We start from the raw sequence: 23,688 nt of genomic DNA on the forward strand, positions 1-23,688 counted from the left end.
CCCGCGCGGGGGGCGGAGGCCGGGCGGGGCGGGGGGGGCGGGGGCGCGCGCCCCGCGCCGCCCCGCTTCGGCTCAGGTGGCGGTGGGTAGGCGGTGCATCGCCCAGACCTGGGGGCCGCCGGGGATCTGGGCCCGGGCCCGTACGGCGAAGCCCAGCCGGCGGTAGAAGTCGAGATTGGCCGGGGCCGACGTCTCCAGGTAGGCCGGTGTGCCGGTGCGGTCCGCCTCGGCGAGTGCCGGCGCGAGCAGTGCCGGCCCGATCCCCCGCCCACGCGCGGAGGGCCGTACGCCGACGGTGGCGAGCACCAGGTGCGGGCTGTCCGGGCGCAGTCCGGCGGAGATGGTGCCGGCCACTTCCATCGCCGCGCGGCGGTCTCCGGCGTACTCCGCCTCCATCGGGGCGAGCGCGGCCCACACCGGCGCGGGTATCTCCCGGTCCGGCCACAGCCACACGGCCGCGCCGGCGATCCGGCCGTCGGCGCCGTCGGCCGCCCAGACCTCCCCGTACGGCACGCCGACCCGCTCGACGGTGAGCCGGAACAGCCCGGTGAGGCGGTCCCGGTGCCGGTCGGCGGCGACCGTCCAGCCGGTGAACGGGTAGCCGTCGAACGCCTCGGCCAGCACGGCCGACACGTCGGCGACGGCTTCCGGCCCCACCCGGCGTACCGGGGCGGGACGCTGGTCCGAGCGTGTCACGTGCTCCCCTTCCCGGGATCGGTGCTGCGACGCCGACCGTACCGCCTGCGGCGGCGCCGGGGCAGCCGGCCGTCGGGATCGTGGTGTCGAGGCCCGGGATAGGGCGCTTGGCGGGTTCGGCACCATGCTGACTGAGCGCAAGATCTGACAGATATAGATAGTTGACAATGTAATGCTCGACTCCCAATCGACCTCATTCGATGGGAGTGGTTATGCGCATCCGTCCCTTCATACTCGCCGCCGCGCTCGTCGCGGCACTGGTGGCCGTCGTACCGACCGGGGCCGCCCCGGCGCAGGCCGCCGCCGCCGACCGCTGGGGCTTCGCCCTCGTCGACAACCCGACCGTGCCCACCTGGTCCATCCTCAACACCACCCGCCAGTGGGGAAGCTGGAAGCCGGGCTTCCCGGGACTGTGGGCCCTGGGCGGCAAGATCGCCCTCGGCCGGTTCCAGGTCAGGTTCCCCCAGCTCGCCACGTCGGTCCCCGGCATCGTCCACGTCACGCCGGTCAACCGCACCGGCCACTACTGCGAGGTGGTGAACTCGGGCCCGGCCGGTGGCGACCAGCTCGTCACCGTGCAGTGCCACGCACCCGGCGGCAGCCCCTCCGACACCGCGTTCACCATCCTCTGGACGTTGAGTTCCGGCGTCGTCCCGGTCAGCCAGGGCACCCACGCCTACGTACGGTCCACCGCCGCCGGCGGCATCGTGCAGGCGTACAACTCGACCGGGGGCGGCGTCGGCGTGCTTCCCGGCCCACCCGGGCAGTACCAGGTCACCCTCGCGGGCGTCGGGGGGACCGCCGGCCCGTCCGGCAACCTCCAGGTGACGGCGATCAGCACGGCCGGCGCCCCGCGCCGCTGCAAGATCGGCAACTGGGGCCCGAGCGGGCTCGACATCGTCGCCATCGTCACCTGCTTCAACCAGGCCGGCGTGCTGACCGCCACCGAGTTCAACCTGTCGTACCACCGCGAGCGGTCGGTGATCGGCTCGTTCGCGCCGCCGAAGTACTTCGGCTACTTCTCGCCGTTCGCCGGTCAGACCAACTTCAACTACCTGCTCGGCTTCGGGTTCAACACGCTGTCCGGCGGGCCGATCTGGCAGTTGACCTACCCCCAGCTCGCCTTCGCCGAGACCCACGCGCAGGTGGTCGCCCAGGGCACCGGCCCCGAGTACTGCCACCTGACGTGGCCGTGGACGTACGTCGGGCTCGACGCCAACGTCTCGATCATCTGCTTCAACAACGCCGGCACCGTGGTGCCGTACCGCTTCCTGTCCACCTTCACCTCCAAGGACTGACCCACCGCGCCGCGCCCGGGCGCGGCAGGCCCGCTGATCAAGGAGAAGTCGTGTCCGGTACGCGACGAATGCCGGAACACTTCTCCTTGATCGGCGCGATCATGGAGCGCCGGACGAGAGCGACCGACCCGGCGGGCGGAGGGCGGGGCGGGACGTACGGGATCGGGGCGTCACCCGGATAGGGTGGGTGGGGTGAACGCCCGTCCCCCGTACTCCCCTGTCGGCCGCACCCGCGCGGCCGTCGCCGCCGTCGCCACCCTGGTCCTCCTGACCAGCGGTTGCGCCTTCGGCGACCCGCCCCCGGACCCGGCCGGCGAGCCGCCGACGTTCCCGACCCCGTCGGTGTCGGCGACCCCGCCCGCCGGCGCCGGCCAGGAGGTCGCCTCGACGGTGCTGGCCAAGGGGCTGCGCGTGCCGTGGGGCGTGGCGTTCCTGCCCGACGGCGGGGCACTGGTCACCGAGCGGGACACCGCCAAGATCCTGAAGGTCGGTCCGGAGTCGGACACGAACGGCCTCAAGGTCACCACCGTGCAGACCCTCGACGAGGTCGACGCGGCCGGCGAGGGCGGGCTGATGGGCATCGCCGTGTCGCCCGACTACGCCACCGACCAGACGGTGTACGTCTACTACTCGACCGAGGACGACAACCGGGTCGCCCGGCTCACCCTCGGCGGCGAGCCGACCCCGGTGGTCACCGGCATCCCGCTGTCCGGCATCCACAACGGCGGCCGGATCGCGTTCGGCCCGGACGGTTTCCTCTACGTCACCACCGGCGACGCGTCGGAGCGCGGGCTGGCCCAGGACCGGGAGAGTCTCGGCGGCAAGATCCTGCGGATGACGCCGGACGGCAAGCCCGCCGCCGGCAACCCGTTCCCCAACTCGCTGGTCTGGTCGCTCGGCCACCGCAACGTGCAGGGCATCGCCTGGAACGGCGAGGGCCGCCTCTACGCGACCGAGTTCGGTCAGAGTTCGTGGGACGAGATTAATCTGATCGAGCCGGGTAAGAACTACGGCTGGCCCGAAAAGGAAGGCAGGGGCAACGACCCCAGATTTGTCGATCCGCTGGTCACCTGGCGGACCGACGAGTCGTCGTGCTCGGGCGTCGCGGCGCTGGAGCGGCTGCTGATCGCGGCGTGTCTGCGCGGCGAACGGCTGTGGCTGGTCGAACTGACCGGATCCGGCACCGTGTTCGGGCAGCCCCGGGCGATGCTGACCGGCGAGTACGGCCGGCTGCGTACCGCCGTCACCGCCCCCGACGGGTCGGTCTGGGTCACCACCTCCAATCACGACGGACGGGGGGAGCCGGCGCCGGATGACGACCGCATCCTCCGGTTGGTCTTCTCCGGCGGCGGAGCGGGTAAGAGCTGACGACGGGCAGCCGATATTCGCGCGCGACGCGCGTTCGTTTCACAAGATCGCCGCGTGGGCAGGGTGATGATGTGAGCATGGAAGAGGACAAAACCGGCAAGGACCGTGCTGCCGAAGGCGCGCCGGAGACACCGGCGCGCGGCCGGCCGCTGCCCGACGGCGTACGCGCCACAGGCCGGTATCTCCAGCGCGCCGCCGCGTCGCGGGCCAGCCGCCGGATCGGGATGGGGCTGGCCGTCCTCGTCGTCACCCTCGTCGGCGTCGTGGCGGGCGTACTCATCGGGGCCCGCAACCAGATCGACGTCGGGCCGTTCACCGCCGAAATGTCGATCACCCCGTCGACCGACGGCGGCACCACGTTCAGCATCCCGCCGCTGGGCGCCCTGCAACTCGACAGCCACGACGGGCCGGCCCACCTCAACGTCCGGCTCGGGGCGCTCGACCAGCGCCGCACCGAGGCACTCATCGGCGACCCGGCCGGGATCACCCGGGCCAGCCAGACCGCCGTACACGACGTGACCACGGGAATCGTCCGGCTCGGCGCGCAGACGATCGCGGTGTCCGTGCTCTCCACCCTCGTGCTGTCGGCGCTGGTGTTCCGCAACGTACGCCGGGTCGCCTGGTCCGGCGCGCTGGCGCTCGCGATCACCGCCGGCAGTCTCGGCACGGCCGCGCTCACCCTGCGCCCGCAGTCGATCGAGGAGCCACGGTACGAAGGACTCCTGGTCAACGCACCGGCGATCGTCGGTGACGCACGGCGGATCGCCAACGACTACACGAAATACTCCGAGCAGTTGCAGCGACTGATCGGCAACGTCGGCCGGATCTACACGACGGTGTCGACGCTGCCGGTCTACGAGCCGGCCGAGGGCACGACCCGCATCCTGCACGTGTCGGACCTGCACCTCAACCCGACCGCCTGGCAGATCATCCGCACCATCGTCGAGCAGTGGGACATCGACGCGGTGATCGACACCGGCGACATCACCGACTGGGGCAGCGAGCCGGAGGCGTCCTTCGTCGGCTCCATCGGCCTGCTCGGTGTCCCGTACGTCTACATCCGCGGCAACCACGACTCGCCGACCACCGAGGCGGCGATCGGCGGCCAGCGCAACTCGGTCGTGCTCGACAACACCATCGCGAACGTCGCCGGGCTGAGCATCGCCGGGATCGGCGACCCGCGCTTCACCCCGGACAAGGAGACGTCCCCGGCCGGATCCGGCCAGACGAAGCAGGCCACGGAGCAGATCCAGGGCGTCGGGCAGCGGCTCGCCGACACGATCCGGGCCACCCCGGAGCCGGTCGACATCGCGCTCGTCCACGATCCGGCGTCGGCCGGGCCGCTGTCCGGCGTGACCCCGCTGGTGCTGGCCGGCCACACCCACAAACGTGCCGAGAGCATGCTGGGCCAGGTCCCCGACCAGCAGGCGACCCGCCTGCTGGTGCAGGGGTCGACCGGCGGCGCCGGGCTACGCGGCCTCGAAGGCGAGGAGCCGCTGCCGCTGGCCATGTCGGTGCTCTACTTCGACGCCGAGAAGGCTCTCCAGGCGTACGACGACATCCAGGTCGGCGGCACCGGCCAGTCGCAGGTGGCACTGGAACGGCACGTGATCAAACCCGAGGTGCCGGAGGTACCGCTCAACGGTTCGCCGTCACCGACGGCACCGACCCCGTCCCCGACCCGCTGAACGATTCGGCCGGCGCCCGCGTGGCGCCGGCCGAATCGGCGAGTTCAGCCCTCGACGCCGAGCCGGGACAGGACGAGGTCGCGTACGGTCTTGGCGTCGGCCTGGCCCCGGGTGGCTTTCATGACCGCACCGACCAGGGCACCGGCGGCGGCGACCTTGCCGTCCCGGATCTTGTCGGCGATGGCCGGGTTGGCGGCGATCGCCTCGTCCACGGCGGCGGTCAGCGCGCCGGTGTCGGAGACGACCTCCAGGCCACGGGCGGTCATGATCTCCGACGGGGTGCCCTCCCCGGCGACGACGCCTTCGAGCACCCCACGGGCCAGCTTGTCGTTGAGCTTGCCCTCGTCGACCAGCCGCTGCAGCTCGGCCACGTGCTCCGGGGTGGCGCCCACGGCGGCCAGCTCGATGCCCTGCTCGTTGGCGCGCCGGGACAGCTCGCCCAGCCACCACTTGCGGGCACCGGCCGGCGTGGCACCGGCGGCGATGGTCTGCTCGATCAGCTCGACCGCGCCGGCGTTCAGCACCGACTGCATGTCGAGGTCGGACAGGCCCCACTGCTCCTGGAGCCGCTTGCGGTGCACCCGCGGCAGCTCGGGCAGGGCCGTCCGCAACTCCTCCACCCAGGCGGCGTCCGGCGCGAGCGGCACCAGGTCGGGCTCGGGGAAGTAGCGGTAGTCGGTCGCCGTCTCCTTCGAGCGGCCCGGGGTGGTGTCGCCGGTGTCCTCGTGGAAGTGCCGGGTCTCCTGCACGATCTTTCCGCCGCCGTCGAGCACCGCCGCCTGGCGCAGCATCTCCGACCGGACGGCCCGCTCGACCGAGCGCAGCGAGTTGACGTTCTTGGTCTCGGTGCGGGTGCCCCACGGGCCGCCGGGAACGTTCAGCGACGTGTTGACGTCGCAGCGCAGCGAGCCCTCCTCCATGCGTACGTCGGAGACGCCGAGCGAGCGCAGCACGTCGCGCAGTTCGGTGACGTAGGCCCGGGCCACGTCCGGCGCCTTGGCGCCCGTGCCCGGGATCGGCTTGGTGACGATCTCGACCAGCGGGATACCGGCCCGGTTGTAGTCGACCAGCGATTCGGTCGCACCGTGGATCCGCCCGGTCGCGCCGCCGATGTGCAGCGTCTTGCCGGTGTCCTCCTCGAGGTGCACCCGCTCGATGCCGATCCGGACCATCTCACCGTCGACCTCGACGTCCAGCCAGCCGTCGACGCACAGCGGCTCGTCGTACTGGCTGATCTGGAAGTTCTTCGGCATGTCCGGGTAGAAGTAGTTCTTCCGGGCGAAGCGGCACCACGACGCGATCGAGCAGTTGAGCGCCAGCCCGATCCGGATCGTCGCCTCGATCGCCGCCCGGTTGGCGACCGGCAGCGAGCCGGGCAGACCGAGACAGACCGGGCAGACCCGGGTGTTGGGCTCGCCACCGAAGTCGGTCGGGCAGCCACAGAACATCTTCGTGTTCGTGCCCAGTTCGACGTGCGTCTCCAGGCCGATCACCGGCTCGTAGCGCGCGACGACGTCGTCGTATGGCGGCAGGACGATCGTGCTCATCAACACTCCAGCTCACGACGGCATCCGGACAGAACGTGCACCAGCCTAGTGCAGCACCGCGCCACCCCGACGGGGGTGGCCCGGCGTCCCGACCGGGGGCGTCGAACTCGTCAGAGGGCGGGTGGGGTCAGGGTGCCGACGGCGGATTCGAGGGCGGCGGCGACCCGGTACATCCGGTCGTCGGCCATCGTCGGCGCCATCACCTGGAGCCCGACCGGCAGTCCCTCCGACAGTCCACAGGGGACGGAGATGGCCGGGCCGCCGTACAGGTTGCTGGGGATCGTGAACAGGTCGGCCAGGTACATCTGGTAGGGGTCGGCCGTACGCGACCCGAGCGGGAACGCCACGAACGGGGTGGTCGGCGAGATCAGCGCGTCGACCTGCTCGAACGCGGCGGTGAAGTCGCGGCTGATCAGGGTACGGACCTTCTGCGCCTGCCCGTAGTAGGCGTCGTAGTAGCCCGAGGAGAGGGCGTAGGTGCCGAGCATGATGCGCCGCTTCACCTCGGCGCCGAAGCCCATGTCGCGGGTCAGCGACATGACCTCCTCCAGCGACCGCACCCCGTCGTCGCCGGTCCGCAGGCCGAAGCGCACGCCGTCGAAGCGGGCCAGGTTGGACGAGCACTCGCTCGGCGCGATCAGGTAGTAGGCCGGCAGGGCGTATTCGAAGTGGGGGCAGGACACCTCGACCACCTCGGCGCCGAGCTTGGTCAGCGCGTCGACGGCGTCGCGGAACGCGGCGGTCACACCCGGCTCGCCGCCCGCCTCGGTGGCGAACTCGCGGACCAGGCCGAGCCGCATGCCGGTCAGGTCGCCGGCCGCCCCGGCCCGGGCGGCGGCGACGACGTCGGGCACCGGCTGCGGGACGGAGGTCGAGTCGCGCGGGTCGTGGCCGCCGATGACCGAGTGCAGCAGCGCGGCGTCGAGCACCGTACGGGCGCACGGGCCCGGGGTGTCCAGAGAGGACGAGAAGGCGATGAGGCCGTAGCGGGAGGTGCCGCCGTACGTCGGCTTCGCCCCGACGGTGCCGGTGACCGCCCCCGGCTGCCGGATCGAACCGCCGGTGTCGGTGCCGATCGCGAGCGGCGCCTCGTAGGCGGCCAGCGCGGCGGCGCTGCCGCCACCCGACCCGCCCGGGATACGGCCGAGATCCCAGGGGTTGAACGTCGGCCCGTAGGCGGAGTATTCGGTCGACGAGCCCATCGCGAACTCGTCCATGTTGGTCTTGCCGAGCATGACGGTGCCGGCGGCCCGCAACCGCTCGACGATCGTCGCGTCGTACGGCGGACGCCAGCCTTCGAGGATGCGCGACGCGGCCGTGGTCGGCACGCCGCGGGTGGTCAGCACGTCCTTGACGGCGATCGGCACCCCGGCCAGCGGGCCCAGTTCCTCGCCGGCGGCCCGGCGGGTGTCGACGGCGCGGGCCGCGTCGAGCGCGCCCTCGGCGTCGACGTGCAGGAAGGCGTGCACCCGCTCGTCGACGGCGGCGATCCGGTCGAGGTGGGCCTCGGTCACCTCGACCGCGGAGACCTCGCCGGACGCGATGCGCGCGGCGATCTCGGTCGCGGTCAGTCTGGTCAGGTCGGCCATGGTCACGCCTCCTCGTCGAGGATCCGCGGTACGCGGAACCGGTTGCCCTCGGCGTCCGGTGCACCGGACAGCGCCTCGGCGGGGGTAAGGCCCGGCACCACCACGTCGTCGCGCAGGACGTTGGTCAGCGGCACGGAGTGCGACGTCGGCGGGATGTCGGCGGCGGCGACCTCACCGACCCGGGCGACCGCCTGGAGGATGACGTCGAGTTGGCCGGCGAAGGTGTCGAGCTCGGTGTCGGTGACTGCGAGCCGCGACAGGCGCGCCAGATGCGCGACCTCTTCGCGGGAGATGGCGGCCATCTGCGCCCCCTTCGTGCGTAAACGTGACCGGCCGAGTCTATTTCTCGCCCCGGCGGCGCCTCCCCCCGCCCCGCCAACTCCCCCGTGATCCCCGTGATCAGGGACTGTTATTGGCGTGTCGCCGGCGCGCCGCCCGCCAAACTCCCTGATCACACGGATCTTGCGGCGGGCGGCGCCGGGCCGGCCGTAGCCCGGTCGGGCGGCGGGGTGGGGGCGGGGTCAGGTGGTCAGGTGGGGGCGTAGGGGGTGGTAGCGGGCCAGCCAGGCGGCCAGCTCGTCGGCGGGCATCGGGCGGGCGTAGAACCAGCCCTGGGCGACGTGGCAGCCCGCCTCGTGCAGCATCCGCCAGGTCCGCTCGTCCTCGACCCCTTCGGCCACGACCCGCAGCCCGAGCGCGCCGGCCAGTTCGATGATCGACCGGACGATCGCGGCGTCGTCGGCGTCGCCGGTCATGCCGAGTACGAACGACCGGTCGACCTTGACCTCGGACAGCGGCAGCCGGCGCAGGTGCTGCATGGACGAGTAGCCGGTGCCGAAGTCGTCGAGCGCGATCGCGACGCCGATCCGGTCGAGCCGGGCGATGGTGGCCAGGACCCGGCGCGGGTCGGCCATCAGCGCCCCCTCGGTGATCTCCAGTTGGAGCCGGTCCGGCGGTACGCCGTAGCGGGTCAGCCGGTCGTCGATCTGGTCGGCGATCTCACCGGTGTGCAGGTCGCGGACGCTGACGTTGAGTGCCGCCCGCAGCGGCAGGCCGGCCGCCGCCCACTTGGCGACCTGTTCGACCACGTCGTCGACGACCCGCCGGGTGAGCAGCCGCATCACCGCGCTCTGCTCGGCGACCCGGATCAGTTCCTCGGGGTCGACCATCCCGCGCCGGGGGTGCCGCCAGCGCAGCAGTGCCTCGACGCCCACCACCTCGCCGGTCGCGATCTCGATCTGCGGCTGGTAGTACATGGTGATCTCGCCCGCGCCGCCGGCCTCGCGGCCGGCGGTGGCACCGGCCCGACCGGCGGTGGCGGTTTCCCGGCCGGTCGCCGGGCCGCCACCGGAGTGCTGCGGGCCGGTCGTCTCCAGGACCCGGCGCAGGTCGGCGAGGAGGCTGAGCCGTTCCGGCGAGCTGTGGTCGGAGTCCGGCGCGTACACGGCGACGGCGTCGCCGCGATGTTTCGCGTCGTACATGGCGACGTCGGCGTGCCGCATCAGGGTCTCGAAGTCCTCGCCGTGCTCGGGGTAGACGGCGACGCCGATCGAGCCGCCGACGTCGAGCGGGAGGCCGTCGATCGGTACCGGTTCGGCGAGCACCTCGACGATCCGGGCGGCGAGGTCGGTGGCCTCGGCCGGGTCGGCGAGGCGCCCGCTGAGGATGGCGAACTCGTCGCCGCCGAGCCGGGCCACCACGTCCTGCGGGCGTACGGCCGCCGTCAGCCGGCCGGCGACCTCGACGAGGAGGCGGTCGCCGACGGCGTGCCCGAGCGCGTCGTTGACGTGCTTGAAGCGGTCGAGGTCGAGTACGAGCAGGGCGAGGTGCCGTTCGGCGGCGTGCCGGGCGGCGCGCTCGGCGTGGGCGGGCAGCCGGTCGGCGACCTCGCCGAGCAGTGCCTTGCGGTTGGCCAGGCCGGTGAGCGGGTCGAGCCGGCCGACCTGTTCGTGCTCGGTCGACAGCCGGGCCATCCGGTAGACGGCGTAGAGCGGTACGACGACCAGCGGGATCAGTGCGGCGTTGGTCCGCGCGGCGCTGGCCAGGATCGGGCCGAGCAGCAGCAGCGAACCGGTCGAGAGCAGTTCGAAGGCGAGCCCGTGGCTGACCGAGCGCCACCAGTGGCCGCCGGTCAGCAGCCGGATGGCGACGGTGACGGTGCCGTACTTGACGGCGAACCAGGTCGCCGCCGCGGCGACGACCGTCACCACGTACGGCAGGCCGGGTGCCAGGCGGATGACCGTGTAGGCGGCGGTGAGGGCGAGGGCGTACTGGGCGATGTTGAACACGGTCCGCCACACGGTGTGCCGCATCCGCCAGGAGGCGACGACGACGGCCGCCGCCTGTACGGCGATCGCCGGTGCCTCGCCCCACAGCAGCATGATGGCGAAGGTGAAGCAGATCGACGGGAACACCGCCGAACTCTGGCGGCGGCCGGGCGGGGTGAAGGGGCGGGCGTCGCAGACGACGGCGAGGCCGGCCATCAGCCAGAACCCGACCGGCAGGGCCGGGATCTCGCTGGGGAGCGCGACCAGTGACACGGCGGTGACGGCGCCGGCCAGGGTCACGATCGCGGTGACGAAGGTGAAGAACGGCAACGCCCGCTCGGGGGGAACGGAGTTCCGCTGCGCTGCGGCCTCCATCGGACCTCCCGCCGTCTCTCGCCGGGGCACGACCTGATGCCGCGCTGGTGATGCTCCATCAAACTCCCCGACCGGCCAGGGCTGCGACCTCGGGGGACAAAGGGACTGTGTCGTGACTAATTTGGAATACGTAATCAGTTGCCGAAAATACTCACGTTCCGCGATTGACTGCAGAATACCCGCGATTTACTACCCAAAGCTCATGATTCACTACTTTGGGCAACGCTAGCGGCCGCCTCCGGCCCCTGCATCAGCAGAACGTCGAATCCTGCCTCATCCAAAATGGGTAGTTTCAGAGAAATTGCCTTGTCCGCCTTCGAGCCGGGATTGTCACCGACCACCACGAAGCTGGTCTTCTTCGACACCGAGCCACTAACCCGCCCACCGCGCGCCTGAACCGCCTCCGCCGCCCCGTCCCGCGAGTAGTTCGACAACGTGCCGGTCACCACGACGGTGACCCCCTCCAGCGGACGCGGCCCCTCGGCGGCCCGCTCCTCGGTCATCCGTACGCCCGCGGCGGCCCACTTGCGCACCACCTCACGGTGCCAGTCGACGCCGAACCACTCCTTCACGCTCGCCGCGATCGTCGGGCCGACCCCCTCCACCGACGCCAACTCCTCCTCCGATGCCGCCTCGATCGCCGCGATCGAGCCGAAGTGCCGGGCCAGCGCCTGGGCGGCGGTCGGGCCGCAGTGCCGGATCGACAGGGCCACCAGCACCCGCCACAGCGGGCGGTCGCCGGCGGCCGCCAGGCTGGCCAGCAGCTTGCCGGCGTTGCCGCCCAGCGAGCCGTCGGCGTTGACGAAGAACGGCACCCCCGCCAGCTTCCCGGCGTCGAGATCGAACAGATCGCCCTCGTCGACGATCGCCCCGGCCTCCAGCAGCGCGCCGGCCGCCTTGTAGCCGAGCACCTCGATGTCGAGCGCGCCGCGCCCGGCCAGCGCGAAGACCCGCTCGCGCAACTGCGCCGGGCAGGTCCGCGCGTTCGGGCAGCGGATGTCGACGTCGCTCTCCCGGGCCGGCGCCAGCGCCGTACCGCACGCCGGGCAGCGGTCCGGCATCACGAACGGTCGGGCGTCGGGCGGGCGTACGTCGACGACCGGGCCGAGGATCTCGGGGATCACGTCACCGGCCTTGCGCACCACCACCGTGTCGCCGATCAGCACGCCCTTGCGGGCCACCTCGCGGGCGTTGTGCAGGGTCGCCAGCGCGACGGTGGAGCCGGCGACCCGGACCGGTTCGAGTACGGCGAACGGCGTCACCCGGCCGGTCCGCCCCACGTTCACGTCGATGTCGAGCAGCTTCGTGGTGACCTCCTCCGGCGGGTACTTGAAGGCGATCGCCCAGCGCGGCGCCCGGCTGGTCGAGCCGAGCCGGCCCTGGATCGGCACCGGGTCGACCTTGACGACCACCCCGTCGATCTCGTACCCGACGTCGTGCCGGTGCTCGGCGTAGTGGGCGACGAACTCGCGTACCCCGGCCAGGTCCGGCACCACCCGGACGTGCTCGCCGGTCGGCAGGCCGAAGCCCTTCAGCGCCGTGTACGCCCCGGACTGGGTGGCCGGGTCGAACCCGCGCCGGGCCCCGATGCCGTGCACGACCAGCCGCAACGGCCGGCCGGCGGTGACCCGCGGGTCCTTCTGCCGCAGGCTCCCGGCGGCGGCGTTGCGCGGGTTGGCGAACGGCGGCCGGCCCTGCTCGACCAGGCCCGCGTTGAGGTCGGCGAACGCCTCGACCGGGAAGTAGATCTCGCCCCGCACCTCGATCAGCTCCGGTACGCCGGCACCGGACAGCCGCCGCGGCACACCCCGGATCGCGCGGACGTTGCCGGTCACGTCCTCCCCCGTCCGGCCGTCGCCACGGGTCGCCGCCCGCACCAGCCGGCCGCCCTCGTACGTCAGGTTGATCGCGACCCCGTCGACCTTCAGCTCGCACAGCAACGGCACCGGTCCCCCGGCGTCCCGGCGCACCCGCTCGGCCCAGGCGGTCAGCTCGGCGTCGTCGAAGACGTTGTCGAGCGACATCATCCGCTCGGCGTGCTCGACCGGGGTGAACAGCGTCGAGAAGGTGCCGCCGACCCGCTGGGTCGGCGAATCCGGGGTCCGCAGCGCCGGATAGCGCTCCTCCAACTCCGCCAGTTCACGCAGCAGCCGGTCGAACTCGCCGTCGCTGATCGTCGGCGCGTCGAGCACGTAATAGCGGTACTGGTGGTCGGTGACCTCCACGCTCAGCGTGGCGTGCCGGTCGCGTACGTCCGGCGGCGGCTCGACCCCCGCCCCGGCCTCCTGCTCGGGCGTGGGCAGTTCGCCGGTCAGTTCATCGGACACCGGCCACCTCCTCGCTCACCAGCACGGTAAGACCGCCCGGACCGGTGCGGCACGCGGCTCGCCGGCCGGACGGGGCGGGCACGCCGGCCGGACGGGGCGGGCACGCGGCTCGCCCGGCCGGGCGAGGCGAAGCGGGGCGGGCGTGAGCGGTGGTGGGCGGGTCGGGCGGCGGCTACCGCCCGATCGAGAGCCGGAAGGCGGCGACCCCGGCCATCCAGAGCACACAGACCAGCGCCGCGGCCGCGATGGCCAGCAACACCACCCGCAGCCCGCCACGACGGCGGGGACTCCTGCTCACCCCGCCGACGCTAGCGACGCGGGACGCGTACCGGGCCGGTTCAGTCCCAGCCGGCGCCGAGCGTGGCCAACTGGTCGGCGTACTCGATCCGCTCGGCCCACCCGTCGGGCCAGGCGGCCATCCCGTACGCGGCACCGAGCACCGCCCCGGCAAGGCAGGCGATCGAGTCGGAGTCGCCGGCGGTGGTGGCGCCCCGGGCCAGCGCCGAGACCGGGTCGTCCGGGTGCCGCAGTACGCAGAGCAGCGCACTGGCCAGCGCCTCCTCGGCGATCCAGCCCTCCCCGGTGTCGCGGCAGACGTCACCGCCGTCGTCGCGCCGCTCCAGCGCCGCGTCGAGCCGGTCCAGCACCGCCAGGCACTCGTCCCAGCCGGCGGCGATGAAGTCCTCCGGCGAGCCGGCGCCACCCTGCCGCCACAGGTCGCCGAGCCAGTCACCCCGGTAGACCCGACGCTGCCCGACGGCCCGGTCCCGCAGCAGTCGCGGCAGCTCGGTCAGATCGGCGCCGTCACGCACGACCCGGACCGCGTACGCGGTCAGCTCGCTCGCCGCGAGCCCGGTCGGGTGGCCGTGGGTGAGGCCGGCCTGCAACTGCGCGACACCGGCGAGCGTGTCCAGGTCGTATCCGGGAACCAGGCCGACCGGGGTGACCCGCATGTTGGCGCCACAGCCCTTCGAGTCGGCGACCGTCGCCTCCTGCCACCGGCGACCGGTGGACAACTCGGCACAGGCACGCAGGCAGGTGTTGCCCGGCGCCCGGTTGTTGTCCGGGCTGATCGCCCAGTCGAGAAACCGTCGACGCAGGAGCGGCTCCAGCACGGCGGGCGTCGCCGCGGGTGCCTCGCGCAGCGCCCACGCCACGGCCAGTCCCATCTGGGTGTCGTCGGTGACCAGCGCGGGATTCCCGGCCAGTTCACGCGGGCCGTCGGGGCCGTACCGGGCGGTGATCGCCGCGACGGTCATGAACTCGGTCGGCTTGCCGAGGGCGTCACCGTACGCGAGACCGAACAGTGAACCGGAGGCGCGGCGGGGGGCGGAGTCGGATCGGGACATGCCGACCATGATCGCCCATCCGGGCCAGCGCCCAGCCCGCCCGCCCTGGCCCGCGCTGGCTGGCCCGCTCGCGCTCCCCAGCCCGCTCGCCCTGGCCCGCCCGCGCTTCCCGGCCCGTTCGCGCTTCCCGGACGGTGATCGTCTGCGGTTGCGGCAGTCGACACGCCGGGCCGGGCACTGCTGAGCAGCAGACGATCACCCCACCCGGTCCACGGGCCGGGCGCTTCAGTCCTCGTGCAGGCGGCGGCCGGCGTCCCGGCAGGCGGTGAGGACCGCGCGGGCGTAAGCCGGGGTGGCCCCGGCCAGCCCGCAGGCGGGCGTCACCACGACCTGCTCGGCCAGCCGGCGGGCCGGGAACCCCAACTCGCCCCACACCCGGCGGACCCGCTGGGCGACCCCGGCCGACGTCGGCGGACGGGCACCGGGCGGCGCCACCGCCGGCGCCGCACCGGCGAAGAGTCCGAGCCCGGCGTCGATGGCCTCCCCCAACGGGTCGAGCTGCCCGATCAGCGCCAGGTCCAGGGCCACGGCGGTCGCCCCGGCCGCCCGCACCAGGTCGAGCGGTACGTCCGGCGCGCAGCAGTGCACGACCACCGGCGTGTCCACCGCCTCGACCACCTCGCGCAGCAACGCCGTCGCGGTACCCGGCTCCACCGCCCGGTAGGCGCTGAAGCCGCTCTCGGTCGGCACCCGTCCGGCCAGCACCGCGGGCAACGAGGGTTCGTCGAGTTGCAGCAGCACGGTGGCCCGGGGCAGCCGCCGCCGTACGTCCGCGACGTGGTTCCGCAACCCCTCGGCGAGCGAACCGGCCAGGTCGCGTACCGCCCCGTGGTCACGCAGCATCCGGCCGCCGATCGGCAGGTCGATCCCGGCCGCGAGGGTCAGCGGCCCGACCGCCTGGATCTTGACCGGCCCGGCCAGCCCGTCGCCCTGCTCGGTCAACTGGTCCAGGTCGCGTTCCAGCAGATCATGCGTACGACGCAGGTCACGACCCGGATGCCCGGCGATGCGCCAGCGACCGGCATACAACTCCACCGGCAGGTCGACGAGCAGCCCGGCGCCCCGGCCGATCATGTCGGCGCCCGGTCCGCGCTCCGGCAGCTCGGGCAGGTGGGGCAGGGTGGGCAGCTCGCCGAAGATGATCCGTTGCGCCTCCGCGACATCGGTCCCGGGCATCGAGCCGATCCCGGACGCCGAACCCACCGGCCACGGCCACGTAGCGTCAGTCACGCCCGCTGACTCTACGCACCCACTCACCACCACCCGCCGGACCGGGCTCGCACCACGCCCGCCCCACAACCACGCGAAGCCCCGGCGAGGGCCGGCCACAGCCGGCCTCCCAGCCGTGTGAAGGCCCGCCACAGCCCACGAAGCCCGCCAGAAGCCCGCCACAGCCCGCAAAGGCTCGCCACAGCCGCGCGAAGGCCCGCCACAGCCCCGCGCCCGCCGCAGCCGCGCCGATCAAGGGGATGTAAAGGACAAACGAACTGGGAAAACCGTCAACAAGACCTTGATCAGCGTGACGAGGCGAGACGAGGCGGACGCAGCAGGTGCGGCGGGGCCAAACGCTGTCGGGCGAAGCCGAGCAGGTGGAGCGAAGCCGAGCAGGTATGACGAAGCCGAGCAGGTGGGGGCCAAGCGCAGTGGGCGGGGCCCGGCCGGGCGGGTGGGGGCGAAGGGCGGTGGGCGGTGCCAGGCCGGGCGGGTGAGGCAAAACGCGGTGGGCGGGGCCAGGCCGGGCGGCGGGTCCTTGGGCGGGTAACAGCGGGCGGGGCGGTTCAGTGCGGTGATCGTCTGCTGTTCCGCCGTCACGACACGGCGAGTCGAACGGCTGGACAGCAGACGATCACCAGCGGCCTCGGGGCAGGCAGCAAACCGGGGTTGCTGTCCCGGTCCACAGCAAACTCGCTGGGGATACGCGGACTTTGTTGTGGACCGGAACGGCGATACCCCACCAGCCCACCCGACCAGCCGCACCGACCGCCCGACACCCGACCGCCGGCACCCGACCGCCCGACCGCCCGACACCCGGCCTCGATCGTCTGCGGCACAGGCGTTCGACACGCCGTAGCCGAGGTGTCTGAACCGCAGACGATCACGAACGGTCGCCGGGGAGCACCGCCGTCGACCTTGCCACCGCCGGCCCGCCGGCCTGCCAGCCATGGCTGGCCTGCGCCGTCAGCGGATGGTCGCCGATCCCAGGACGATGTCGCCGGCCGGGTCCGGGCGGTACGCGACGATCGCCTGACCGGCCGCCACCCCGCGTACCGGCCGGCGCATCTCCGCCCGCAGCACACCGTCGTCGACGGTGACCGTCGCCGGCACGACCGAGCCGTGGGCGCGCAGCTGCACCTCGCACTCGACCGGCGCCACGGGAGCCGGCCCGGCGGTCCATACCGGACGGTCGGCGGTCACGCTGGACACCTCCAGCGCCGTGGCCGGTCCGACGGTCACCGTGTTGGTCTTCGGGGTGATCGACAGCACGTAGCGCGGCTGGCCGTCCGGCGCCGGTACGCCGAGCGCCAGCCCGCGTCGCTGGCCCACCGTGTAGGCGTACGCCCCGGTGTGCGCGCCGACCACCGCGCCGCTGGCGCCGTCGACGATGTCGCCGGGCGTCTCGCCGAGCCGCTCGGCGAGGAACCGCCGGGTGTCGCCGTCGGCGATGAAGCAGATGTCGTGTGAGTCGGGCTTGTCGGCGACGGCGAGCCCGAGTCGGGTGGCCTCCTCGCGGACCTGCGCCTTGGTGGAGTCGCCGAGCGGGAAGATCGAACGGTCGAGCTGGTCGCGGCGCAGCACCGCGAGCACGTACGACTGGTCCTTGGCGGTGTCGACGCTGCGCCGCAGCAGCCCATCGGGGCCGAGCCGGGCGTGGTGACCGGTCACGACGGCGTCGAAGCCCAGCGCCACCGCCCGGTCGAGCACCGCCTCGAACTTGATCTTCTCGTTGCAGCGCAGGCACGGGTTCGGGGTACGGCCGGCGGCGTACTCGGCCACGAAGTCGTCGACGACGTCCTCGTGGAACCGGTCGGCCATGTCCCAGACGTAGAACGGGATGCCGATCACGTCGGCGGCCCGCCGGGCGTCGCGGGAGTCCTCCAGCGTGCAGCAGCCGCGCGCGCCGGACCGGTAGGTCTGCGGGTTGCGGGCCAGCGCGAGGTGCACCCCGGTGACGTCGTGTCCGGTCGCCACCGCCCGCGCGGCGGCGACCGCCGAGTCGACCCCGCCGGACATGGCTGCCAAGACCTTCACCGCACCGCTCCTTTCGCTCCGTCGAGGGTAGCCGCCCGCACCGCCCGCCCGGCACGCCGGCGCCGCGGCCCCGCACCACCCCGGTCAGGTACGGCTGGACCGGACCGCCCCGGCCCGGCGGGCCCGTTCGACGGCGCCCGGCAGCACGTTCAGCAACGCGTCGACGTCGGCGCCGGTGGAGGTGTGGCCGAGGGTGAAGCGCAGCGAGGACCGGGCCCGGTCGTCGTCGGCGCCCATGGCCAGCAGCACGTGGGACGGTTGGGCCACGCCGGCCGAGCACGCCGACCCGGTCGAGCAGGCGATGCCGCCGGCGTCGAGCAGGAGCAGCAGCGCGTCGCCCTCGCAGCCCGGGAACGAGAAGTGTGCGTTGCCGGGCAGCCGGTCGGCCGGATCACCGTTGTAGACCGCGTCGGGTATGGCGGCCCGTACCCGCCGGACGAGTTCGTCGCGTAGTGCGCCGACCTGCTCGGCGTACCGGCGCTGGTCGCGTACGGCCATCTCGACGGCGACGGCGAACGCCACGATGCCGGCGGTGTCCAGGGTTCCGGAGCGTACGTCGCGTTCCTGCCCGCCGCCGTGCAGCAGCGGTGTGCAGGCCACCTCGCGGGCCAGCAGCAGCGCCCCCACCCCGGCCGGCCCGCCGAGCTTGTGGCCGGTGACGGTGAGGGCGGCGGCCCCGCTGGCGGCGAAGTCGACCGGCACCTGGCCGACGGCCTGGATCGCGTCGGTGTGGAACGGGACGTCGTGCTCGGCGGCGACCGCGGCGAGCTTCTCGACCGGTTGCAGGGTGCCGACCTCGTTGTTGGCCCACATCGCGGTGACCAGGGCGACCTGCCCGTCCTGGGCGGTGAGCACGGCGCGCAGCCCGTCGGGGTCGAGCCGGCCGGCGGCGTCGACCGGCAGCCAGGTCACGCTGGCGCCCTCGTGCCGTTCCAGCCATTCGACGGTGTCGAGCACGGCGTGGTGTTCGACCGCGCTGGCGACGACGTGGGTACGGCCCGGGTCGGCGGCCCGGCGGGCCCAGAAGATGCCCTTGACCGCGAGGTTGTCGCTCTCGGTGCCGCCGCCGGTGAAGATGACCTCGGACGGGCGGGCGCCGAGGGCCGCCGCGACGCGTTCGCGCGACTCCTCGATTCGGCGGCGGGCGGACCGGCCGGCGGCATGCAGCGACGACGCGTTGCCCACCTCGCGGGCGGTGGCGACGTATGCCTCGATCACCTCGTCGAGCATCGGCGTGGTGGCGGCGTGATCCAGATAGGCCATCGCTCTCCAGCCTATCCGTCGGGGCCGGGCACACCCGCGGCCAGCGTCGACAATGCGGCGGCCCGGTGACCTGGCGGTCACCGGGCAGCCGGGTTCACTTGCGCTTGCGGATCTCCTCGATGGCCTGTGGTACGACCTCCTCGAGCTTGCCGACGACGCCGAAGTCGGCCAGTTCCCAGATGGGGGCGTCGTCGGCCTTGTTGACCGCGACGATCGTCTTCGAGGTCTGCATGCCGGCCCGGTGCTGGATCGCGCCGGAGATGCCGAGCGCGATGTAGAGCTGCGGGGTGACGGTCTTGCCGGTCTGCCCGACCTGGAACTGGTGCGGGTAGTAGCCGGCGTCGACGGCCGCGCGGGAGGCGCCGACGGCGCCACCGAGCGCGTCGGCGAGATCCTCGACGAGCTTGAAGCCGTCGGCGCTGCCGACGCCGCGACCGCCGGAGACGACCACGGACGCCTCGGTCAGCTCGGGCCGGGCCCCCTTCTGCTCGGCGACCCGCTCGACCACGCGGGTGAGCTTGTCGGCGGCACCGAGCTGCACCTCGACCTGCTCCACGGCCGGGGTGGCCGGGGCGGGCGCCGGGGCGAGCGAGTTGGGCCGCAGGGTAGCCAGCGGCAGGCCGCGGGTCACCTTGGACTTGACGATCGTCGAGCCGGCGAACGCGACCTGGGTGGCGGTGCCGTCGGCGGCGAGGTCGACGATGTCGGACAGGACGCCGTTGTCGAGCTTGACGGCGAGCCGGCCGGCGATCTCCTTGCCCTCCTGGCTGGCGGCGAGCAGGACGGCGGCGGGCTGGACCCGCTTGACGAGTTCGGCGACGACGGTGGCCTTGGGCGCCACCAGGTAGCCGTCGATCTCCTCGCTCTCGGCCGCGTAGATCTTTTCGGCGCCGTACTCGGCGAGCTTGTCGGACAGTCGCGCCGTGGCGCCCGGTCCGCCGAGTACGACGGCGGAGGGGCTGCCGAGCTGACGGGCGAGGGTGAGCAGTTCGAGCGTTACCTTCTTGACGCCGAATTCCCGGGTGGCTTCGACGACGACGAGTACCTCAGCCATGACCGCTACCTCTCACACGAACTTCTCGGAAGCGAGGAACTCGACCAGCTTGACGCCGCCCTCGCCCTCGTTGGTGATTCGGGTGCCGCCGGTGCGCGGCGGCCGCTTGGCGTGTTCGACGACCGCGCTGGTGGCTCCGTCGAAGCCGACGTCGCCGGCGGCGACCCCGAGGTCGGCCAGCGACAGGGTCTGCACCGGCTTCTTCTTGGCGGCCATGATGCCCTTGAAGGAGGGGTAGCCGGGCTCGTTGATGGTGTCCCAGACCGAGACGACCGCCGGGGTGCTGGCCGTGACGACCTCGTATCCCTCTTCGGTCTGCCGCTCGACGGTGAGGGTGCCGCCGTCGATGGTGAGCTTCCGCGCGCCGGTGAGGGCGGCGATGCCGAGCCGCTCGGCGAGCATGTGCGGGAGCACCTGGACCCGGCCGTCGGTGGACTCCGCGCCGCACAGGACCAGGTCGGCGTTGAGGGTGCCGAGTGCGGCGGCGAGCACCTTGGAGGTGGCGACGGCGCAGGACCCGTGCAGGGCGGGGTCGACGACGTGTACGGCCCGGTCGATGAAGACGCTGCCGCGGCTCATCGACAGCGCCTTGCGGATGGTGTCGGTGGCCTTGTCGGGGCCCATGGTCAGGATGGTGATGTCGCCGCCGGACGCTTCCTTGATCTTCAGCGCCTCTTCGATGGCGTATTCGTCCATCTCGTTGATGACGTTGTTTGCCGACTCCCGGTCGACGGTGTTGTCGTCTGTGCGCAGGCTCCGTTCCGAGCCGGAGTCTGGCACCTGCTTGACGAGTACGACGATGTTCATCGTGTTTCGACGACCCTCCTGTAGGTGTTACAAACGCTCACCCGGTCCCGGGCGCAGCCTCTCGCCTACCTGAACGTTCGGTCAACAAGGGGCGGCTGTGGAGTTTCCCACGACCGATGTTACCCACAAGTAGCTTAGGTCGACGTGGCACCTGACGTGACACAACTCACCACAGACGCCGGGGGCGTGTCGCGGAAGGATCAGCCGGCCACGCCGAGCGCGGCCCGGATCCGGTCCAGCATCTCCGCCTCGGCGGGGCTGATCCCGGACGCCGCGGCGGCGGCCTGCTCGGCCGTCTTGATGACCGCCGAACGGAAGTTCGCCAACTCGTCCGGCGCCCGGTCGGCCAGCAGCGCCACCGACTCCTCCAGCGCCGGCAACACGGCCGTCGCGAGTTCGGTGGGCGACTCGCCCCGCAGATCGGGCAGGCCGCCGGTGGTCAGCGCCTCACGCACCAGACCACCGGTCTCGACGATCACCCCGGACGCGGCGTAACTCTCCCTGACCAGGGCACGCAGCCCCGGGTCGGCATTGGAAACCAGGAAGACCGCCCCGAACGCGGCGGTCTTCAAGGTCATCTTCTCGTCCGCGCTCAGTGCCTCACCCACGGTCAGGGAGTGTAGACGTACGGGGTGGTGGTGGTGACCGCCACGAACCCGAGCCGCTCCAGGATCGGCCGGCTGTCGTCGGAGGCGTCGACCTGCAACATCGTGTAGCCGAGGACCCCGGCCTGCCGGGCCCGGTAGGTGACCAGCGCCCGGTAGATCCCCCGCCGCCGCCAACTCTCCAGCGTCGAACCGCCCCACAGCGTGGCGAACGGCGTACCGGTCACGTAGCGCACCCAGCCCGCGCTGACCACCTCACCGTCGGCCTCCGCGACCACGACCGTCACCGAGTGCGGGTCCGCGGCGATCTCCCGCTCCAGCCCGTCGGCGAGCCAGCCCCGCGAATCGTTCCAGACCTGCTCCTCCATCCGCGCGATCCGGTCCAGGTCGGCCCGGGCGGTCACCTCACGCAGCTCGACCCCCTCCGGCGGCACCGGCAGCATCGCCGCCAGCGGGGCGACCGGGCCGATCACCACCGTCTCCTGCTCCTGCGGCTCGAAGCCCGCGGCCCGTAGCCGGTCGCCGAGGTCCGCCGGCTCGTCGTGGCCGTGCAGCTTCCACTCGACCTCCCGGCCGAGCGTCTTGAACAGGTCCCGCTGCCGCGCGATCAGGTCGTCGAGCCCGGCGTCGGTGAGCCCGCCCAGGTCGCGGTAGGTGAGAAAGCCACCCTCGCCGGCGTAGAGCATCCGGACCAGCGGACCGTCGTGCTCGACCACCGTCCCCTCCGGCAGCGGATCGGGCACCCGGGCCCGGAGCTGGTTGTCGTACGTCCGGCGCAGCGCGTCAATGTCAAGATCGGTCACTTGACCAGCCTATGGGTCCAGTCCACCGGATAATCCGTTTCATGCTCCGACAGTGGTTCGACCCCGAGGAAACCAGACGGGTCGGCAACACGCCGGACTACCGGTTCTCGCTGGCCAACGAACGGACGTTCCTGGCCTGGATCCGCACCGGCCTCGCGCTGGTCGCCGGTGGGCTGGCCGCCGCCCAGTTCCTGCCGCCGCTGCCGCTGCCGTACCTGCGGGAGGTGATCGCCGTGGGACTGCTCGCGCTGGGCGCGGCCGTGGCGGTACGGGCGGTCGCGCACTGGACCCGTACCGAGCGGGCCATGCGGCTCGGCACCGACCTGCCGACCTCACGTTTCCCGCTCGTGCTCGCCGCCGTCATCGGTGCCGGCGCCACGCTGCTGATCGTGGCCGTCCTGATCCAGGCCGCCCGGGGCGAGCCGGCACCGTGAGCGAGCGCAGCGAGCGAACCAGACAGCTCAGGGCCACTCACGACGGGCCGGAGCGAAGCGCAGGCCCGTCGTGAGCGAGCGCAGCGAGCGAACCAGACAGCTCAGGACTACTCACGACGGGCCGGAGCGAAGCGCGGGCACGTCGTGAGCGATCCGGGGTTGCAGCCCGAGCGGACCACTCTCGCCTGGCGGCGTACCTCGATCGGGGCGCTCGCGGTCGCCGTGCTCGCCGCCCGGGCCGTGCTCACCGCACCGGGGATCGGCCCGGTGCCGGGTGCGCTGCTCGTCACGGCGGCGCTGCTCGGCTGGGTCGGGCTGCTCGTCCTGGGCCGGCGCCGGGCCGCCGTGCTGCGGGCCGGTCGGCCGCCCGTTGCCGGCCGTACCCTGCCGCTGGCCGCCCTGATCATCGTGGGCTATGCCGTACTCGGGACCGTACTTGTTCTGGTCTGCCTGGGCTGAGCCGTTCCGGCGGGGCATCATTGCGGGATGGCCCGCCTGTTCCTATTCCTTTTCGTGGCACACGTCGCACTCGCGGCGGCCGCGCTGATCAGTTGCCTGACGCCGGAGAAGACCGAGATCCGCGCCCTGCCCCGCGCCGTGTGGATCCTTCTCATCCTTTTCGTTCCGCTGCTCGGCCCGGCCGCGTACTTCTGGGTCGGCCGGCCGGTCCGCCCGGATGCCCGGCCGGTCGTCGAGCGGCCGCGCCCGCTCGCGCCCGAGGACGATCCGGAGTTCCTGCGGTCGCTGGAGGCCGAGCAGGCCCGGCAGGACCGCGAGATGTTCCAGCGCTGGGAGGAGGACCTGCGTCGCCGCGAGGGTGACCTGCGCCGGCAGGCCGGTGAACAGGAGAGCGACGTACGCCGGCCGGCCGGCGAGCAGCCACGTGGGGACGCCACCCCGGAGAGCTGAACTCGACGGGGCACCGCGTTCCCTTACAAAGCCGTAGAATCGGGCGTCCACCCACCGCGA

At 72.7% G+C, this 23,688-nt stretch carries 21 protein-coding genes; 6 read left to right on the forward strand and 15 right to left on the reverse strand.

The features are described from left to right. Positions 1-72 precede the first annotated feature (72 nt). A complete protein-coding gene (locus tag AB0I42_RS00330) occupies positions 73-696 on the reverse strand; it encodes a GNAT family N-acetyltransferase (RefSeq protein WP_357532736.1) in 624 nt (207 codons plus the stop codon). A gap of 212 nt (positions 697-908) precedes the next feature. Here AB0I42_RS00330 and AB0I42_RS00335 point away from each other — a divergent pair, with 212 nt between their 5' ends. The 3 genes from AB0I42_RS00335 to AB0I42_RS00345 all read left to right on the forward strand — a co-directional run bounded on the left by AB0I42_RS00335 (position 909) and on the right by AB0I42_RS00345 (position 5,050). After that, complete coding sequence (locus AB0I42_RS00335) at positions 909-1,994, forward strand: hypothetical protein (protein WP_357532737.1); 1,086 nt, start codon at positions 909-911, stop codon at positions 1,992-1,994. 192 nt (positions 1,995-2,186) lie between these two features. Then, positions 2,187-3,362 carry a PQQ-dependent sugar dehydrogenase gene (locus tag AB0I42_RS00340; RefSeq protein WP_357532739.1) on the forward strand — a complete coding sequence of 392 codons (1,176 nt, stop codon included), beginning with the start codon at positions 2,187-2,189 and terminating at the stop codon, positions 3,360-3,362. Positions 3,363-3,439: 77 nt separating this feature from the next. After that, the gene (locus tag AB0I42_RS00345; protein WP_357532741.1) at positions 3,440-5,050 is read left to right on the forward strand and encodes a metallophosphoesterase; all 1,611 of its coding nucleotides are present in this window, start codon (positions 3,440-3,442) and stop codon (positions 5,048-5,050) included. Between the two features lie 44 nt (positions 5,051-5,094). Here the strand turns inward: AB0I42_RS00345 and gatB are convergent, their stop codons facing one another. The 14 genes from gatB to AB0I42_RS00415 all read right to left on the reverse strand — a co-directional run bounded on the left by gatB (position 5,095) and on the right by AB0I42_RS00415 (position 22,285). After that, positions 5,095-6,597, reverse strand: coding sequence for an Asp-tRNA(Asn)/Glu-tRNA(Gln) amidotransferase subunit GatB (gene gatB, locus AB0I42_RS00350; RefSeq protein WP_357532743.1), 1,503 nt, complete (start codon positions 6,595-6,597; stop codon positions 5,095-5,097). Between the two features lie 110 nt (positions 6,598-6,707). Further along, on the reverse strand, positions 6,708-8,186 hold the full coding sequence (gene gatA / locus AB0I42_RS00355) for an Asp-tRNA(Asn)/Glu-tRNA(Gln) amidotransferase subunit GatA (RefSeq protein ID WP_357533421.1): 1,479 nt from the start codon (positions 8,184-8,186) through the stop codon (positions 6,708-6,710). A 2-nt stretch (positions 8,187-8,188) separates the two neighbouring features. Continuing rightward, positions 8,189-8,488, reverse strand: a complete 300-nt coding sequence (gatC, locus tag AB0I42_RS00360) for an Asp-tRNA(Asn)/Glu-tRNA(Gln) amidotransferase subunit GatC (protein WP_357532744.1) — start codon at positions 8,486-8,488, stop codon at positions 8,189-8,191. 219 nt (positions 8,489-8,707) lie between these two features. Beyond that, the gene (locus tag AB0I42_RS00365) at positions 8,708-10,828 is read right to left on the reverse strand and encodes an EAL domain-containing protein (protein WP_357532745.1); all 2,121 of its coding nucleotides are present in this window, start codon (positions 10,826-10,828) and stop codon (positions 8,708-8,710) included. 200 nt (positions 10,829-11,028) lie between these two features. Then, positions 11,029-13,155, reverse strand: a complete 2,127-nt coding sequence (ligA, locus tag AB0I42_RS00370; protein WP_357532747.1) for an NAD-dependent DNA ligase LigA — start codon at positions 13,153-13,155, stop codon at positions 11,029-11,031. Between the two features lie 172 nt (positions 13,156-13,327). Beyond that, positions 13,328-13,453 carry a hypothetical protein gene (locus tag AB0I42_RS00375; protein ID WP_357532749.1) on the reverse strand — a complete coding sequence of 42 codons (126 nt, stop codon included), beginning with the start codon at positions 13,451-13,453 and terminating at the stop codon, positions 13,328-13,330. A gap of 40 nt (positions 13,454-13,493) precedes the next feature. Beyond that, positions 13,494-14,513 carry an ADP-ribosylglycohydrolase family protein gene (locus tag AB0I42_RS00380; protein ID WP_357532750.1) on the reverse strand — a complete coding sequence of 340 codons (1,020 nt, stop codon included), beginning with the start codon at positions 14,511-14,513 and terminating at the stop codon, positions 13,494-13,496. A 216-nt stretch (positions 14,514-14,729) separates the two neighbouring features. Beyond that, positions 14,730-15,734: a methionine synthase gene (locus tag AB0I42_RS00385; protein ID WP_357532752.1), complete on the reverse strand. Its 1,005-nt coding sequence runs from the start codon at positions 15,732-15,734 to the stop codon at positions 14,730-14,732. A gap of 948 nt (positions 15,735-16,682) precedes the next feature. Continuing rightward, positions 16,683-17,753, reverse strand: coding sequence for a tRNA 2-thiouridine(34) synthase MnmA (gene mnmA / locus AB0I42_RS00390; protein WP_357532754.1), 1,071 nt, complete (start codon positions 17,751-17,753; stop codon positions 16,683-16,685). An 84-nt stretch (positions 17,754-17,837) separates the two neighbouring features. Beyond that, positions 17,838-19,016: a cysteine desulfurase family protein gene (locus tag AB0I42_RS00395; protein ID WP_357532756.1), complete on the reverse strand. Its 1,179-nt coding sequence runs from the start codon at positions 19,014-19,016 to the stop codon at positions 17,838-17,840. A gap of 94 nt (positions 19,017-19,110) precedes the next feature. After that, complete coding sequence (locus AB0I42_RS00400; protein WP_357532758.1) at positions 19,111-20,070, reverse strand: electron transfer flavoprotein subunit alpha/FixB family protein; 960 nt, start codon at positions 20,068-20,070, stop codon at positions 19,111-19,113. A 12-nt stretch (positions 20,071-20,082) separates the two neighbouring features. Further along, positions 20,083-20,877, reverse strand: a complete 795-nt coding sequence (locus AB0I42_RS00405; RefSeq protein WP_357532760.1) for an electron transfer flavoprotein subunit beta/FixA family protein — start codon at positions 20,875-20,877, stop codon at positions 20,083-20,085. Between the two features lie 200 nt (positions 20,878-21,077). After that, on the reverse strand, positions 21,078-21,485 hold the full coding sequence (locus AB0I42_RS00410) for a hypothetical protein (RefSeq protein ID WP_357532762.1): 408 nt from the start codon (positions 21,483-21,485) through the stop codon (positions 21,078-21,080). Between the two features lie 2 nt (positions 21,486-21,487). Beyond that, positions 21,488-22,285 (reverse strand): GNAT family N-acetyltransferase, encoded by a 798-nt coding sequence (locus AB0I42_RS00415; RefSeq protein WP_357532764.1) that lies wholly within the window; start codon positions 22,283-22,285, stop codon positions 21,488-21,490. A gap of 41 nt (positions 22,286-22,326) precedes the next feature. Here AB0I42_RS00415 and AB0I42_RS00420 point away from each other — a divergent pair, with 41 nt between their 5' ends. The 3 genes from AB0I42_RS00420 to AB0I42_RS00430 all read left to right on the forward strand — a co-directional run bounded on the left by AB0I42_RS00420 (position 22,327) and on the right by AB0I42_RS00430 (position 23,628). Then, on the forward strand, positions 22,327-22,719 hold the full coding sequence (locus AB0I42_RS00420) for a DUF202 domain-containing protein (RefSeq protein WP_357532766.1): 393 nt from the start codon (positions 22,327-22,329) through the stop codon (positions 22,717-22,719). A gap of 144 nt (positions 22,720-22,863) precedes the next feature. Further along, complete coding sequence (locus tag AB0I42_RS00425; RefSeq protein WP_357532768.1) at positions 22,864-23,178, forward strand: DUF202 domain-containing protein; 315 nt, start codon at positions 22,864-22,866, stop codon at positions 23,176-23,178. Between the two features lie 27 nt (positions 23,179-23,205). After that, entirely contained in the window at positions 23,206-23,628 is a 423-nt protein-coding gene (locus AB0I42_RS00430) for a PLD nuclease N-terminal domain-containing protein (protein WP_357532770.1), read from the forward strand. Positions 23,629-23,688 lie beyond the last annotated feature (60 nt).

It is taken from the genome of Polymorphospora sp. NPDC050346 (genome assembly GCF_040655695.1).
Classification (GTDB): Bacteria; Actinomycetota; Actinomycetes; order Mycobacteriales; family Micromonosporaceae; genus Polymorphospora; species Polymorphospora lycopeni.

Bases quoted from the DNA above. Each gene is read 5' to 3' on its own strand.
- AB0I42_RS00335 (WP_357532737.1), top strand. From the start codon at position 909: ATGCGCATCCGTCCCTTCATACTCGCCGCCGCGCTCGTCGCGGCACTG.
- AB0I42_RS00345 (WP_357532741.1), top strand. From the start codon at position 3,440: ATGGAAGAGGACAAAACCGGCAAGGACCGTGCTGCCGAAGGCGCGCCG.
- gatB (WP_357532743.1), bottom strand. From the start codon at position 6,597: ATGAGCACGATCGTCCTGCCGCCATACGACGACGTCGTCGCGCGCTAC.
- gatA (WP_357533421.1), bottom strand. From the start codon at position 8,186: ATGGCCGACCTGACCAGACTGACCGCGACCGAGATCGCCGCGCGCATC.
- gatC (WP_357532744.1), bottom strand. From the start codon at position 8,488: ATGGCCGCCATCTCCCGCGAAGAGGTCGCGCATCTGGCGCGCCTGTCG.
- AB0I42_RS00365 (WP_357532745.1), bottom strand. From the start codon at position 10,828: ATGGAGGCCGCAGCGCAGCGGAACTCCGTTCCCCCCGAGCGGGCGTTG.
- AB0I42_RS00380 (WP_357532750.1), bottom strand. From the start codon at position 14,513: ATGGTCGGCATGTCCCGATCCGACTCCGCCCCCCGCCGCGCCTCCGGT.
- AB0I42_RS00395 (WP_357532756.1), bottom strand. From the start codon at position 19,016: ATGGCCTATCTGGATCACGCCGCCACCACGCCGATGCTCGACGAGGTG.
- AB0I42_RS00400 (WP_357532758.1), bottom strand. From the start codon at position 20,070: ATGGCTGAGGTACTCGTCGTCGTCGAAGCCACCCGGGAATTCGGCGTC.
- AB0I42_RS00405 (WP_357532760.1), bottom strand. From the start codon at position 20,877: ATGAACATCGTCGTACTCGTCAAGCAGGTGCCAGACTCCGGCTCGGAA.
- AB0I42_RS00420 (WP_357532766.1), top strand. From the start codon at position 22,327: ATGCTCCGACAGTGGTTCGACCCCGAGGAAACCAGACGGGTCGGCAAC.
- AB0I42_RS00430 (WP_357532770.1), top strand. From the start codon at position 23,206: ATGGCCCGCCTGTTCCTATTCCTTTTCGTGGCACACGTCGCACTCGCG.